Annotated in this window: 15 protein-coding genes; 7 read left to right on the top strand and 8 right to left on the bottom strand. The window is 42.9% G+C overall.

Annotated features, from left to right (window positions below; all coding sequences use genetic code 11):
* The first annotated feature begins 1 nt into the window (after nt 1).
* On the top strand, nt 2–526 hold the full coding sequence (locus tag CFH81_08060; protein DAB40148.1) for a gamma carbonic anhydrase family protein: 525 nt from the start codon (nt 2–4) through the stop codon (nt 524–526).
* Nucleotides 527–1,174, top strand: a complete 648-nt coding sequence (locus tag CFH81_08055) for a hypothetical protein (GenBank protein DAB40147.1) — start codon at nt 527–529, stop codon at nt 1,172–1,174.
* Here the strand turns inward: CFH81_08055 and CFH81_08050 are convergent.
* The 3 genes from CFH81_08050 to rpe are packed head-to-tail and all read right to left on the bottom strand — an operon-like array spanning nt 1,164 to nt 3,195.
* Nucleotides 1,164–1,964, bottom strand: coding sequence for a DNA polymerase III subunit epsilon (locus tag CFH81_08050; GenBank protein DAB40146.1), 801 nt, complete (start codon nt 1,962–1,964; stop codon nt 1,164–1,166). The two genes, CFH81_08055 and CFH81_08050, sit on opposite strands and share 11 nt — an antisense overlap.
* Nucleotides 1,948–2,541 carry an N-(5'-phosphoribosyl)anthranilate isomerase gene (locus CFH81_08045; GenBank protein ID DAB40145.1) on the bottom strand — a complete coding sequence of 198 codons (594 nt, stop codon included), beginning with the start codon at nt 2,539–2,541 and terminating at the stop codon, nt 1,948–1,950. The genes CFH81_08050 and CFH81_08045 overlap by 17 nt, the downstream gene beginning before the upstream one ends.
* A gap of 12 nt (nt 2,542–2,553) precedes the next feature.
* On the bottom strand, nt 2,554–3,195 hold the full coding sequence (gene rpe, locus CFH81_08040) for a ribulose-phosphate 3-epimerase (protein ID DAB40144.1): 642 nt from the start codon (nt 3,193–3,195) through the stop codon (nt 2,554–2,556).
* Between the two features lie 226 nt (nt 3,196–3,421).
* Between rpe and rpmB the strand changes: the two genes are divergently transcribed.
* The 5 genes from rpmB to CFH81_08015 all read left to right on the top strand — a co-directional run bounded on the left by rpmB (nt 3,422) and on the right by CFH81_08015 (nt 7,750).
* Nucleotides 3,422–3,631, top strand: coding sequence for a 50S ribosomal protein L28 (rpmB, locus tag CFH81_08035; protein DAB40143.1), 210 nt, complete (start codon nt 3,422–3,424; stop codon nt 3,629–3,631).
* 24 nt (nt 3,632–3,655) lie between these two features.
* The gene (locus tag CFH81_08030; GenBank protein DAB40457.1) at nt 3,656–4,786 is read left to right on the top strand and encodes a potassium channel protein; all 1,131 of its coding nucleotides are present in this window, start codon (nt 3,656–3,658) and stop codon (nt 4,784–4,786) included.
* On the top strand, nt 4,779–5,990 hold the full coding sequence (locus CFH81_08025) for a bifunctional ornithine acetyltransferase/N-acetylglutamate synthase (protein DAB40142.1): 1,212 nt from the start codon (nt 4,779–4,781) through the stop codon (nt 5,988–5,990). The genes CFH81_08030 and CFH81_08025 overlap by 8 nt, the downstream gene beginning before the upstream one ends.
* A 74-nt stretch (nt 5,991–6,064) precedes the next feature.
* The gene (locus CFH81_08020) at nt 6,065–6,289 is read left to right on the top strand and encodes a hypothetical protein (protein DAB40141.1); all 225 of its coding nucleotides are present in this window, start codon (nt 6,065–6,067) and stop codon (nt 6,287–6,289) included.
* Between the two features lie 99 nt (nt 6,290–6,388).
* A complete protein-coding gene (locus CFH81_08015; GenBank protein ID DAB40140.1) occupies nt 6,389–7,750 on the top strand; it encodes an ATP-dependent RNA helicase DbpA in 1,362 nt (453 codons plus the stop codon).
* Between the two features lie 26 nt (nt 7,751–7,776).
* On the opposite strand, the gene CFH81_08010 is transcribed toward CFH81_08015, so the two are convergent.
* From CFH81_08010 to CFH81_07990, 5 genes are all read right to left on the bottom strand, one after another.
* On the bottom strand, nt 7,777–8,391 hold the full coding sequence (locus CFH81_08010) for a DedA family protein (protein ID DAB40139.1): 615 nt from the start codon (nt 8,389–8,391) through the stop codon (nt 7,777–7,779).
* Nucleotides 8,392–8,406: 15 nt separating this feature from the next.
* Nucleotides 8,407–9,342 carry an acetyl-CoA carboxylase carboxyl transferase subunit alpha gene (locus CFH81_08005; protein ID DAB40138.1) on the bottom strand — a complete coding sequence of 312 codons (936 nt, stop codon included), beginning with the start codon at nt 9,340–9,342 and terminating at the stop codon, nt 8,407–8,409.
* A gap of 9 nt (nt 9,343–9,351) precedes the next feature.
* Nucleotides 9,352–10,569 carry a beta-ketoacyl-ACP synthase II gene (locus CFH81_08000; GenBank protein DAB40137.1) on the bottom strand — a complete coding sequence of 406 codons (1,218 nt, stop codon included), beginning with the start codon at nt 10,567–10,569 and terminating at the stop codon, nt 9,352–9,354.
* Nucleotides 10,570–10,671: 102 nt separating this feature from the next.
* Nucleotides 10,672–10,899, bottom strand: a complete 228-nt coding sequence (gene acpP / locus CFH81_07995) for an acyl carrier protein (GenBank protein ID DAB40136.1) — start codon at nt 10,897–10,899, stop codon at nt 10,672–10,674.
* A 177-nt stretch (nt 10,900–11,076) separates the two neighbouring features.
* Nucleotides 11,077–13,059, bottom strand: a complete 1,983-nt coding sequence (locus CFH81_07990) for a TonB-dependent receptor (GenBank protein ID DAB40135.1) — start codon at nt 13,057–13,059, stop codon at nt 11,077–11,079.
* Nucleotides 13,060–13,072: the final 13 nt, after the last annotated feature.

Raw genomic sequence — 13,072 nt, 5'->3', positions numbered from 1 at the left:
AATGCTGCTATCATTTAAAGAGTGGACACCTCGGCTTAAACAAAATGCCTGGATAGCCCAAGGCGCATCAGTGATCGGGCGCGTGGAGATGGGAGAAGACAGCGCCGTATGGTTTGGCTGTGTAGTGCGCGGTGACGTTCACTACATCAAAATAGGCGACAGAAGCAACATCCAAGATCTCAGCATGATACACGTCACCCACCATAAAAATGAAGATATGAGTGACGGCCACCCCACCATCATCGGCAATGACGTAACGGTGGGGCACCGCGTCATGCTCCATGGCTGCACTATTGAAGATGCCTGTCTGATCGGCATGAGCGCAACCATACTTGACGGTGCCGTCATCGGAAAAGAATCAATTGTGGGCGCGGGTGCTTTGGTGACAAAAAACAAAAAATTTCCTCCGCGCAGCCTTATCATGGGAAGCCCTGCCCAAGCGGTACGGGAACTCACAGAAGAAGAGGTGAAAGAGCTTTATGCCTCTGCGGCACGCTATGTAGCGTTTAAAAACGAATACCGATAGATGAACCAAACGATTTCCAGGACGCTGGGCGATCTCTTGGGAAAAGATGTTATTTTGTTTGTATTTAAAATAGCGCTTGGGGCGCTGACTCTTACCGTTGCGCCGATGTGGATATTTTGGAACAGCGTGTTGGATTTTATCGCTTCTTATCTTCAATGGATACCTTTGGAGTGGCTGCAAACAACAGGCGCATCCATAGCAACATTCGCTTTTGGATATATGTTTTTTATCGTTTTAATCACCCTGTTTACGTCGCTTTACAGCGAAACTCTTTTGATCAAATTGGCAAAAAAGCATTACCCGGACACTCCCGTCACAGGACAGCCGACTATCGCTGCTTCTGCGGCGGTAACAGCAAAAGCAAGTCTTGTTTTTTTGGTACTTTTTATACTCTGCATCCCCTTGCTGTTTATCCCCGTGCTAGGTCAGCTGGTCATGCTTTATCTTTGGTCTGTTCTCATCAAGGAACCGACGATCTATGAAGTGGGGTCTTTGTTTATAAAAGACAGGCAGATACGCAAAGAAAAAAACAAAAAAGCAAGAACCATTGCCATCATCGCTTCACTTTTCAATTATATTCCGGTCATGAATATATTTGCACCGATATTTGCACAAATACTGTTTTTACACCACGTCCTCAAGGAGTGATGCCCGATTGTTCTTTGCTTGCTCTTCTGCTTTTTTTGCTTGAAAGTGAAAATTGCAGCAGATCATCGGTTGTACTCACATATCCCGGAAGTGTTTCAAAGCTTTTTTGCATCACCCTTGCTGCACACAGCGCATCACTGTAGGCGCGGTGATGGGTAGCCGTCTCTATCTGTAAAGATTCGATCAGATATGCCAATCCATACCGCTCACTCTCAAACGTGCGCTTAGCCAGATCAATCGTGCAAAGCTTAGGATTACCTATGGTCCCCAACCCAAACCGGTCGAAAGAGGCATTTAAAAAATTATAATCAAAATCGGCATTATGCGCTACAAAAACCGCATCTCCCATAAAATGCCGCAACCTGGTCAATGCCTCTTTTCGGCTTGGTGCACCAATGAGATCGGTCGGCTCTATGCCTGTTATTTTAGTGATATACTCGGGCAAAAAGGCACACTCCACAAAAGTTTCCAGGCTGTCAATGATCCGGCCGTTCTGCATCATCACCGCCCCTATCTCTATCACCTGGGACGTTCCGGGTTTGCTTCCGTTGGTTTCTATGTCTATGACACAGTAGTGCTGTTCTTCATGGGAAGTAAAGAAGGTTTCCAAACGATACTGTTCATCTTCCTGCACAATAGGATATCCGGAAGCTTGCAGCAAAATAAAAATCGTATCACTGTCTTCCAATAGCGTAGTGTGCTTCATCACAATTTGTTTGTACCGCTCCGAAGAGAGTATGCCTCTATTCTTGCGAAAGGCGTTGGTTAGTTCACTAAATACATTTCGCATTTGCTATAAACTGTGCTACTTTCTTAGGATCTTTCTTGCCTTTTGCCGCTTCAACGCCGGAACTGACATCAACACCGTAAAATCCAAAGCCCTTTATTTCGTCAAGGTTTTCAGGCGTGAGTCCTCCTGCAAGAATCATCTTCGAACAATCCCTGTTTTTGAACCATGAGAGGTCAAGACGATCGCCTGTACCGCCGTATGCCCGGCTATATACATCTATAAGACGATATCTATTTTTAAATTTATCCAGCTCTTCGATGCTTTTTGCCCTTACCACCGGGAGGGTTTTGAAATCAATTGCATCCGTCAGCTCTTCGTCTGCATCAAAATGAATTTGCGCCAAAGAGATGCCTGTATATTTGCATATCCTATTGATTGTTTCAGCCTTTTCATCCACAAACAGCCCCACTCTTTCTATAAAAGGAGGCAGTTTATCGATGATCTGCTTTGCTTGCTCGGGATCAATATAGCGTGGCGATTGGTCGTAAAATACAAATCCCAACGCATCTGCTCCGCACTCGACTGCATCCAGTGCATCCTGAAGATTTGTGATTCCGCATATCTTGACTCTAGTCATTTTTCTCTCTTTTTATCTTAAAGAAGCTATAGCTTCTTTAATTCCTTCGGGATGGCCGTAAACAAATGAACCTGCGACTACGACATCTACGCCTGCTTCTTCAAGAAGCTTTACGTTTTCATCATTCACGCCGCCATCGACCTCTATAAGGCATGCGGGATTTTTTTGCATGATAAGCTTTTTAAGGCGTTTGGCTTTTTCAATCACAGAAGAGATAAACCTTTGTCCGCCAAATCCGGGGTTGACACTCATCAGCAAAACCATATCTACATCTTCAAGCAAAAACTCTATGGCTTCGGGAGGTGTATGCGGATTGAGCACAATAGCCGGACGAATGCCCAAAGAACGGATTTTTTGTATAAGCCTGTGAGGATGTTTTTCTTCTTCGATATGAAAAGAGATAAATTCAGGCTTTAACGGTGCGAACAGATCAACAAAAAAGCTGTTGTTCTGCACCATTAAATGAACATCAAGGGGTTTAGTGGCGGCTGTGGCCACTGCATCCACAACTACAGGACCTATCGTGAGATTTGGCACAAAATGCCCGTCCATCACATCCACATGCACAAAATCGCAACCGCCCTCGCAGATGGCTTCCACATCCCTTGCCAAATATCCAAAATCAGCAGAAAGTATACTTGGGGCAACTAACATAAATAATCCTCATTGTTAATTTAATGAATGCGATTATAGCATACCGTAGATTTGGCATTGCCAAATTTTATTCAATCCTTTGTGTATTTTAAAGGAAAAGAGAATTTCAGACACAATCAAAACACGCCTTAAGCAAATTTTATGCTATTTTTTTCTATAATCGCACAAAATATTCGAGGTTTCATATCCAAACGTATGAAGTCTACATTACATAGAAGGTATTATCATGTCAAGAAAATGTTCAGTTTCAGGCAAAGGACCGCTTACGGGAAATAATGTTTCTCATGCAAACAACAAAACAAAAAGAAGACAGCTTCCAAACATTAGAACGGTGAAAATCACATTGGAAGACGGGACGACTCAGCGTATCAAAGTTGCTGCTTCTACACTTAGAACAATGAAAAAACAAGCTGCCAAAGCTACAGCAGCCAACTAATATCCCTTTTTGGGATATAGCATTTTGAGTGCTATTGCCACACTAAAAACGTTTCTCGGCTGGAGAAGCGCCCCCAAACCGCATATTACACTAAATGATGAGTATTATTCCCATTTAGCCTCTTTTAGACTTCCGCTCATTCTTACTGTTTTTATGATGCTTATCGGCACCATGGGCTACATGATCATTGATGATTTTCCCCTTATGGACGCTATCTACCAAACCGGCGTCACCTTTACTACGGTAGGATTTGGAGAGATACGTCCCATCTCTGACTTGGGAAGAATATTTACGATTACCCTGATTATCTTTGGTTTTATTGTGTTTTCCATCGCCATAGGTATTATCGTAGAAGTAGTCAAAAAGGGTGAATTTCAAAAAACTGCCAAGGAGCGCACAATGCTTTATGAGATTGCCAGACTTAAATACCATTTTGTTGTCTGCTACCACAATGAATTTACCATACAGGTCACCAAAGAACTTCGTGCAAATCACATCCCCTTTGTCGTTGTTGATCCCAGAGAAGATCTCGAAGAGATAGCTAAAAAATACCGCTATCCCTACTTTGTGTCTGCCCAGCCTCATACCCAAGAAGGTATTTTGAAATCTCATCTTTCCAGCGCCAAAGGCCTCATCACACTCGCAGACAACGTGGCGGATAACATTGCCGCTATCGCATCGACACGACTTTATGAAACAGAAATTCATCGTGCAAGAAAATTTCTTATCATCTCCAGTGCACAAAATCAAGAAGATGACGAAAAACTGCTTAAACTGGGCGCAGACAGGGTAGTCACCGCCACATCACTTTTGGCGCAACGCGTCAATGCTATGGCGGCAAGACCCGACATGGAAAATCTTTTACAGGAATTTCTGTACAAAAGAGATACACCGCTTGATATGGAAGAGGCGAAAGTATCAAAAACCTCTTGGCTTGCGCTTAAAATGATCAAAACTGCGCGCTTAAGAGACATTGCCAATGTAACAATCATCGGAATACGTCAAAAAGATGATAAATTCATACCTATGCCTAAGGGGGATATTATTATCATGCCCGAATCAAAACTTTTACTGATAGGCACAAGCGAAGGTATCAGTAAAGCCAAAAAAATCATACGCAAAAAAGAAAAACCAGAGGAGCTCAAATATGTTTAAACTTTTCCCTTTAAAGAACGGCCTTGAAAACGTGCAAGGCTTTTTTTTCGGTGCTGCCAATGTGGGTATGCGCACCAAACCGTCAGATTCAAAGTCAAATGAGATCGCCGGCGATGTTGCTTTTATACGCAGCGATACGCCTTGTGATATTGCTGCGGTGTTTACCACCAATGTTTTCCAGGCGGCGCCCATCAAACATTTTCAAAAATATCCTAAAGATTTTCAAACCAATTTTATACTGATGAATGCCAAAAATGCCAATGCCATGACAGGAGAAAAAGGCATCGAAGATATTGACACTCTCTTCTCTTCTCTTTCAAAAAAGATCGACGTTCTTAATCCGGTCATGAGCTCGACGGGTGTAATCGGGTATCGTTTGCCGATCGACAAAATCGCTTCTGCATTCGATACACTCGATTTCAATGCCAGAAATTCCGATCAGACGGCAAAAGCTATCATGACAACAGACAGTTTCAAAAAAGAGCTTGCCTACAAAGTAGAACTTGAAAACGGAGGATCGTTTCACATCGGAGCTATCTGTAAAGGCGCGGGCATGATCAATCCTGCGATGGCAACCATGCTCTGTTTTGTGATTACCGATGCCGATATCCCTAAAGCCGATATGACCGAACTGCTTAACGATGCAACCGAAAACTCTTTCAACCGCATCTCTGTCGACGGCGATACCTCGACCAACGATACGGTTTTGCTTCTTGCCAACAAACAAAGCGGAAGCTATCATAAAGAAGCTTTTGCCAAAGCATTGGAGAAAATTATGTTCGAACTGGCCATGCTTATCCTTAAAGACGGCGAAGGGGCAAACAAACTTGTCGCATTTGAAGTAAAAGGCGCTAAAAACCAAGATGAAGCCAAAAAAGCCTCAAGAGCGCTTAGCAACTCACTGCTTGTCAAAACAGCGCTTTTTGGGGAAGATCCAAATTGGGGGCGTATCGCTTCTACGATTGGGGCGAGCGGTATAGCATGCGATGACCGTACGCTCTCCATTTATTATGATGATCTGCTTATTTATTCAGGTGAGCATAGAGAACTGGATAAAGCACGTGAAAATGAAGCCTACAAAATTATGAAACAAGAAAGCTTTAAAGTCACATGCGACTTAGGCTTGGGAGATGGGGCTTATACCTCTTACGGCTGTGATTTAAGCTATGAATATGTGAAAATCAATGCAGAGTACAGAACCTAAGAGAATCTCTTACTATTAATACGATTCTAACCGCAAAAACGATAAAATTATATAAATGACTACTAGGAGTACATATGCTACATGAATATAGAGACGAAATCAGCCAGCTTAAACAAGAGAATGCACATTTTGCTAAAATTTTTGAAAAACACAATGAATTAGATCAAAAAGCCAAAGATGCGGATGAGGGACGTCTTGCATTGACCGACATGGAACTTGAGACGATCAAAAAAGAGAAGCTTAGACTAAAAGATGAAGCCTATCAAATGATTTTAGAGTATAAAAAATCTCAAGCATAAGTTTTTCTGTGAGTCTTTGACTCACTCCCTTTCTCTTTAAGCATTATTTTTGCACTTCTTTTATCACCAATATACGACACACTGGACATTAACGACATCATGAAAACATTCAATACTATCAAAGAAATACCTCAGGCACTTTTAGAAAATCTAGCCTCTTTGGGCTTTAGCCAAATGACACAGATACAAGATAAAGCTATTGTTCCTATTTTGGAGGGCAAAGATATCCTCGCACAATCCAAGACCGGTTCAGGCAAAACTCTGGCATTTGGCCTGCCCTGCATCATGCGTACAGATATCAACCAAAACAAACCTCAAACTATTGTTATCACGCCCACCAGAGAATTGGCAGACCAAATAGCTGTCGAACTTCGAAAAGTAGCCTCGTATAAAGCGAATCTCAAGATCATTACACTCTATGGGGGCGTACCGCTTCGTACGCAGGCTCAATCGCTTGCCAAGGGGGCGCATATACTTATAGGCACACCGGGGCGTATCCAGGATCATCTTGCCAAAGAGACACTTGTGCTCGATAGCATTAACACCCTTGTGCTTGACGAAGCAGACCGCATGCTGGATATGGGTTTCTATGATGAGATCATCAAAATTGGCTCCAACATGCCTCGATCCAAACAGACGCTTCTTTTCTCGGCCACTTTTCCGCAGAAGATAGAAAAATTGGCCAAAGCCCTCCTAAAACAGCCTCTTACCCTCAAGGTAGATACGCTCCAAGAAAGTGCCAAAATAGATGAGATAGTTTATGAGACTTCTGATAAATTTAAAACCCTCACAACCCTTATACACTCTTACAAACCGGAATCTCTGCTTATTTTTTGCAATACAAAAGCGCAAGCCATATCTCTTACTGATGCATTGCATCATCAAGGACATTCTGCCATCGACATACATGGCGACCTGGAACAAAAAGAACGCAACGAATCTGTCATTGTTTTTTCCAATGGTTCCAAACGCATTCTTGTGGCTACCGATGTTGCCTCAAGAGGCCTGGACATTAAAGGTATTGAGCTTATTATCAATTATGATTTGCCTTTTGACAAAGAAGTCTATACCCATCGTATCGGACGCACCGGGCGTGCGGACGCCACAGGAACGGCAATTTCTCTCTATGAACCCAAAGAGAGCGCCAAATGCTCCTATATCACCTCTTCGGCCCGCACGGCAGACATCAAAGAGTTGCGTGTCGATACAGCATTTAAAATGACATCTGAGTATGAGACACTTTGTATCAATGGCGGCAAAAAAAACAAACTGCGCGCCGCAGATATATTGGGTACTCTATGCAAAGAGATAGGCGTTGAACATAAATTGATAGGAAAGATATATATTGCCGACACAAAGTCTTATGTCGCACTTCATCACTCAGTGGCAAATAAAGTTTTAAAAGCATTAAAAGAGATTAAGATCAAAAAGAAAAAATATCTTGCCTGGATGGTGGGGTAATTTTTTATTGACTATGCGCAGAGGCACTATTCTTCAAGTATCTCTTTTCTTCTTTTGTTTCGAACAATATAAAAAAGAGTGATCAGCACTACGCAAATAAGGGCAATCAGTGTTGCAGATGCAAGATGCTCGGAGATAAGCGCCTCATTGGAGCCAAGCAAATATCCCAGCATCACCAAAACAATCACCCAAATGCCCGCACCCAGCCCCGAATAAAAAGAAAACGTTGCAACATTCATGCGTGCCAATCCTGCAGGCAATGAGATGAGCTGTCTGATGCCGGGGATAAGCCTTCCGTTGAAAGTAGAAAGTTCGCCGTGCTTATAGAAAAACTTTTCTAACTTTTCAAGCGTTTCAGCCTTGATAAACATATATTTTCCGTATTTGAGCAAAAAACTTCTGCCAAACCAAAGTGCAATATAATAATTAAAAAGTGCTCCCGCAACAGAGCCCGCTATGCCTACCAAAACGATCAAATAAAGATTCATCTCACCTTTATGGGCAAGATAACCGGCCGGTATCATAACGACTTCACTGGGGAAAGGGAAAAACGTACTCTCAATAAACATCAAAAGAAATATACCCCAATACCCCCACTCTCCAATAGCAGAAACAAGAGTATTGGCTATAGTGTGTATCATGGAAAAGACAGTAGCTTACTCAGAATAAGCGCCCACGCCGGTCAATTTGGCATAACGCTGCTCAAGCAATTCGCTTTCTGAGAGCTCTCTGAGTGATTTTACACTTTGCAAAAAATATTCTTTAACCACTTGCGCTGCAGTCTCTTTGTCTCGGTGTGCGCCGATAAGAGGTTCATCGAGCACATCGTCAACAAGTTTATGTTCCAAAAGATCATTGGGGGTTATTTTCAGTGCTTTTGTTGCGGCCTCTACCTTGGAAGGGTCATTCCATAAAATAGCCGAACATCCTTCCGGAGAGATAACAGCAAAAACGGAATAGCGCATCATCGCAAGCTTATCTGCAACCCCTATTGCCAAAGCGCCTCCTGAACCGCCTTCACCGATGACAATCGAAACAAGCGGCACCTTTACTGAAGCAAACTCAAAAAGATTTCTGGCAATGGCTTCACTCTGTCCTCTCTCTTCTGCACCAAGTCCCGGATAGGCGCCCGGAGTATCTATGAGCATCAAAACAGGGATATCAAACTTCTCTGCCAGTCTGACTGCACGAAGGGCTTTTCTGTATCCTTCGGGATTGGGCATACCAAAATTTCTTTTGATCTTATTTTTAACGCCGCGCCCTTTTTGCTCACCGATCACCATGGCTTTTTGACCGCCTATCCAGCCGATATAGCACAGCATGGCGGGATCATCTCTAAATGCCCTGTCTCCGTGAATTTCATAGGCATTTTCCATAATCATTCTGATATAATCAAGAGCGTAAGGTCTATCCGGATGACGAGCAAGTTGAAGTTTTTGATAATCGCTAAGAGAGCCAAATGTTTTTGCTACTTCTTTTTCCAAATCTTTTTGAAGTTTTGCAAATGCAATTGTATTTCCGCTAGCCTGCACAGATTCAATAAGATCTTGAATCTGTGCAATTTTTTGCTCAAAATCCAGATAGGTTGTCATTGAAAATCCTTATATTTTTTTAAAGATGACGACCCCGTTGGTACCACCAAAACCAAATGAATTGCTCATCGCTACGTTTATTTCTGCTTTTCTTGCGGCATTAGGCACATAATCCAAGTCGCAATTTTCATCAGGCGTCGTATAATTTATAGTGGGGGGAAGCACGCCATCTCTCATAGCCATCAATGTGATCACTGCTTCAATCGTACCTGCAGCACCAAGACAATGCCCTGTCTGTCCTTTGGTTGAACTTACAGGCGGGCAGTTTTCTTTTCCTCCGAACAGTGTTTTAAGCGCTGCGGTTTCATTTTTATCATTAACCGGCGTTGATGTCCCGTGGGCATTCACATAATCCACTTTTGGTTCTCCTGCCATCATATACGCACCTCTCATCGCGCGAAGCGGCCCATCCATTGTCGGAGTAGTGATGTGGTTGGCGTCACCGCTTTCACCAAATCCAATGAGCTCTCCGTAGATTGTTGCGCCTCTGGCAATTGCATCCTCATACACCTCTAGCACTATAGCGCCGGCGCCTTCACCCATAACAAATCCATCGCGTTCTGCATCAAAGGGTCTTGATGATCCTGCGGCATCATCATTTCTGGTTGAAAGCGCTTTCATTGCGGCAAATCCTCCGATTCCTACAGGACAAATAGCAGACTCTGCTCCGACTACAAGCATTTTATCAGCAGTGCCCACCATAATACTTTTGGCCGCTTCACCGATGGCATGCGTACCTGCTGCACAAGCAGTAACCGAAGCAAGGTTGGGTCCCTTAAGGCCTTGATAGATAGAAACAAACCCGCCGAGCATATTGACCAGCGATGAAGGGATAAAAAACGGAGAGATTCTTCTTGAGCCCTTAAGTTCGCAAACTATAGAATTTTTTTCAATATTGGGAAGTCCGCCGATCCCGGAAGCAGAAGCGACACCAAATCTCTCCCTGTCAAAATCTTCCGGAAGCTTTGCGTCTTCCATGGCTTCAGCTGCGGCTTTAAGCCCAAGCTGGATAAACCGGTCTGCTTTTTTTGCTTCTTTGGGATCAAGTACAGTAAAAGGATCAAAATTTGTAATCTCAGCAGCGATTTTGACTGTTTGGTCTTTCGTGTCAAACGATTCGATAAGTCTAACGCCTGCCTTTCCTTCTATAATGGCAGAAAATGCGCTCTCTTTATCAAGTCCTAGAGCATTTATCATCCCTAATCCTGTTACTACTACTCTTCTCACTGCTTCTCTCCTATCTAATAATGTAATTAAGACATAGATTAACGCTTTACAAGTGCTAATCTATGTCTTATATAATCCCCCTAAAGGGATTTAGTATCAAAATTATACGTTTTCGATAAATTTGATGGCATCTGCCACTGTTGCAATCGCCTCAGCTTGATCATCAGGAATTTCGATATCAAATTTCTCTTCAAGCGCCATAACCAACTCAACCACATCAAGACTGTCAGCCCCAAGATCTTCAACAAATCTGGACTCCTCTTTTACTTCATCCGGGCTCACGTTGAGCTGCTCTACAACTACTTCCTTCACATCGTCAAATAATGCCATTCATTACTCCTTCATTAAGTTAAATATACGCATTATTATAACAAAAAAATGATAAAAAGGAGTTATTTTGCTTTTTGACGGTGCGCTTTTTTGCAGAGGATATACATAATTACACATTTAAATAAGGCAGATGAAGGAAAAATAATCCCAAAGGCGCACTTGCCTTTGGGGTTTGAATTAAAACTTGAATTTGATATTGGTATAAACGTAGCGTCCCGGGTTATTGAGAAGCATGATGTCCTCTCCGGCTTCAAGCAATGTCAAGTCTTCATAAGTATTGGCTGTGGTGTAGGTGCTGTCAAACACGTTGTCAATTCCCACTGTCAGCTCAAGATTTTTATTAAGCTGTTTTGTACCCTTAAGGTTGAGCACCGCATAAGCATCCAGTTCCTGCTCCCCGTTATCATAGTCATACTCGCTCCATTCATCCGAAGCAACCAATTCAGCCCTGAAGGTTAAACTTTCATCATACAGGTAGTTAAGCGCTGCATTGAATTTAAACGGCGGGATTTCAGGCAGATTGGTTGAAGTTTGTCCTGTCAGCGGATCATCTTTTTTGCCTCTTTGGTACGACATGCCATAGTCAAAATAAAGCGATTCGCTCGCTACGTATGTTCCGCTTAGCTCCAGCCCGTAAATGGTCGCATCCACATTTTCAAAGAACATGGAGGTTTTACTTGAATTGTAAGCGATAAAGTCTTTGAGCATACTGTAAAATGCTTTTCCTTTGAAAGTAGCATTTTCAAACTTCTTCTCAATTCCCATATCCAGTTCATAGTTGATTGTATTTTCCAATTCAAGCGAACCTACCTGTACGCCTTTCATGAAAATATAAAGCTCTCTGGCATCAGGCACCCTGGAGGATTTGCCGATCCCGGCAAAATACTGGGTATTTTCATCCGCATGATAGGTTCCGGAGATATAGCCGTTGAGTTCACTGTAATCATTGATCGGATGTCCGGCTTTTTGCGAAGTGATTTCCGTGTCGTCATATCTTAAACCTACGTTCCACTCAAGTTTATCCATCCTAAAGGTATCTTTCAAAAAGAGTGCATAGTTTTCGGTATCCACATCATAAAGGCTAGTATACTGGAATACGCCGTTTTTATAAAATGCCCCGTCCCAATTTCTTACGCTGTAGTCCAGTCCTGCTGTGACCGTATGATTCTCCACGTCAAAACTGTTTTTGATTTTCGCCCCCTGGGTTTTCGTATCCAAATGGTGCGTCATTTCTTTTGTTATATCAGCTGCAGCCTTGCGATAGAGTGTTGACATCGGATGGTCTACTTCTGACTGGTAAAGCTGCACATCCAACGCTTTGGAGTACTTGCCCAGATCTTTTGCGGTGTATTCGATGTTGAAGATATCCGAATCATCATACAGCGCGTCCATTGCTGTAGAAGGATAAAGAATGTCATCACTTCGGTTGCCCGTGTAGCTCAGCCTCAATTCTTGATTGTCAGCAATGTTCCAAAACATTTTTGCCATCACGGTTTTCTTTTCAAACGCATCGAGATTTTGATATTTCGGCTGATACTGCGAACCGCTTGCATCCAATCCGTTTTCTGCGATCTGCTCTACAAAGTCGTTGCCGTCTCCGTCTTCGTACTGTTCTCCTGATTCGGTGGAGCCGCTAAGCAGGAATTTTACTTTTTCTCCCCCGCCGCTGACATTGAAAGAAGCTTTTTTGTATCCCCAGCTTCCAAATCCGAGATTGACTTCACCCGTAGTCTCTTCGGTCGGTTTTTTGGTATGCACCTTTACATCAGCACTCAATACGCCGAAATCCTCTACATTGTAAGGCCCCTCGATCATCTCAATGTATTCAATATTGTTCGTGAGTATATGCGAAATCGGGGGATCCATCCTGTTAGGGCAGGCACCGAATACTTTCGTTCCGTCGATGGTGACGTTGATGTTGTCTTTTTTTTGTCCTCTGACGATGATATCATTCGAGATACCGCTTCTTCTGACAAGCCATACGCTTGAAGACTCATTGGCAAGTCCTTCTGCCGCGTCCGCAGACTTGATCTCTTCGCTGCTTACATCCTTGATCACTTCAGTTTCTATTTTTTCTTCTACTTCAATCGTTCCAAGCTCCACATTTGCCGCATGCAAAAAGAATGAAGTTGCAATAGAAAGACAAATCACTTTTTTCATTTTAAATCTCCCG

Origin of the sequence: Sulfurovum sp. UBA12169, from assembly GCA_002742845.1 — a bacterium.
In the GTDB taxonomy this organism is placed as follows: Bacteria; Campylobacterota; Campylobacteria; order Campylobacterales; family Sulfurovaceae; genus Sulfurovum.
This window is presented reverse-complemented; position numbering and strand designations above follow the sequence as displayed.

Coding starts and splice junctions, on each gene's coding strand:
- CFH81_08015 (DAB40140.1), top strand. CDS start 6,389: ATGAAAACATTCAATACTATCAAAGAAATACCTCAGGCACTTTTAGAA.
- CFH81_08020 (DAB40141.1), top strand. CDS start 6,065: ATGCTACATGAATATAGAGACGAAATCAGCCAGCTTAAACAAGAGAAT.
- acpP (DAB40136.1), bottom strand. CDS start 10,899: ATGGCATTATTTGACGATGTGAAGGAAGTAGTTGTAGAGCAGCTCAAC.
- CFH81_08010 (DAB40139.1), bottom strand. CDS start 8,391: ATGATACACACTATAGCCAATACTCTTGTTTCTGCTATTGGAGAGTGG.
- CFH81_08045 (DAB40145.1), bottom strand. CDS start 2,541: ATGACTAGAGTCAAGATATGCGGAATCACAAATCTTCAGGATGCACTG.
- rpmB (DAB40143.1), top strand. CDS start 3,422: ATGTCAAGAAAATGTTCAGTTTCAGGCAAAGGACCGCTTACGGGAAAT.
- CFH81_07990 (DAB40135.1), bottom strand. CDS start 13,059: ATGAAAAAAGTGATTTGTCTTTCTATTGCAACTTCATTCTTTTTGCAT.
- CFH81_08055 (DAB40147.1), top strand. CDS start 527: ATGAACCAAACGATTTCCAGGACGCTGGGCGATCTCTTGGGAAAAGAT.
- CFH81_08060 (DAB40148.1), top strand. CDS start 2: ATGCTGCTATCATTTAAAGAGTGGACACCTCGGCTTAAACAAAATGCC.
- rpe (DAB40144.1), bottom strand. CDS start 3,195: ATGTTAGTTGCCCCAAGTATACTTTCTGCTGATTTTGGATATTTGGCA.
- CFH81_08050 (DAB40146.1), bottom strand. CDS start 1,964: ATGCGAAATGTATTTAGTGAACTAACCAACGCCTTTCGCAAGAATAGA.
- CFH81_08025 (DAB40142.1), top strand. CDS start 4,779: ATGTTTAAACTTTTCCCTTTAAAGAACGGCCTTGAAAACGTGCAAGGC.
- CFH81_08005 (DAB40138.1), bottom strand. CDS start 9,342: ATGACAACCTATCTGGATTTTGAGCAAAAAATTGCACAGATTCAAGAT.